The organism is Vibrio sp. Y176 (genome assembly GCF_033438945.1).
On the sequence record NZ_JAWOQS010000153.1, the window covers coordinates 1 to 989 of the forward strand.

Here is a 989-nt window from a genome sequence, read left to right on the forward strand (position 1 = left end):
TTACTGATCTGGTTTTGCGAATACTGATATTGATGATACTAACGGCCCACCGGCCTGTTGAGGAACCTGTAAAACGGAAAGGCTCATTGAAGCCGTATATTTTCTGGAGGTTCATCAGGCGCGGAACTCATCAAGGCGCGGGAATAAAATCCCATTCAGACGCCGGATAGATTCAAGCAAGCCAACTTGTCGTCAAAATCGGTGTTGCAAAAACGGGAGTGACCATAGATTCCGTTTTCTGAGACGACCCCTTCATGCCGCCTGTTTTTCCTGCTCATTGGCACGTTTCGCAACCTGTTCTCATTGCGGACACCTTTTCCAGCCTCGTTTGGAAAGTTTCATTGCCAGACGGGACTCCTGCAATCGTCAAGGGATTGAACCCTATAGAAGACATTGCTGATGAACTGCGCGGGGCCGACTATCTGGTATGGCGCAATGGGAGGGGAGCAGTCCGGTTGCTCGGTCGTGAGAACAATCTGATGTTGCTCGAATATGCCGGGGAGCGAATGCTCTCTCACATCGTTGCCGAGCACGGCGACTACCAGGCGACCGAAATTGCAGCGGAACTAATGGCGAAGCTGTATGCCGCATCTGAGGAACCCCTGCCTTCTGCCCTTCTCCCGATCCGGGATCGCTTTGCAGCTTTGTTTCAGCGGGCGCGCGATGATCAAAACGCAGGTTGTCAAACTGACTACGTCCACGCGGCGATTATAGCCGATCAAATGATGAGCAATGCCTCGGAACTGCGTGGGCTACATGGCGATCTGCATCATGAAAACATCATGTTCTCCAGTCGCGGCTGGCTGGTGATAGATCCCGTCGGTCTGGTCGGTGAAGTGGGCTTTGGCGCCGCCAATATGTTCTACGATCCGGCTGACAGAGACGACCTTTGTCTCGATCCTGGACGCATTGCACAGATGGCGGACGCATTCTCTCGTGCGCTGGACGTCGATCCGCGTCGCCTGCTCGACCAGGCGTACGCTTATGGG

The 989-nt window shown here is 53.8% G+C and carries 1 protein-coding gene; it reads left to right on the forward strand.

Annotated features, from left to right (window positions below; translation table 11 throughout):
* Nucleotides 1-254: 254 nt before the first annotated feature.
* A partial coding sequence (locus tag R7O13_RS24775; protein ID WP_318304924.1) for an APH(6)-I family aminoglycoside O-phosphotransferase occupies nucleotides 255-989 on the forward strand: 735 nt, incomplete at its 3' end.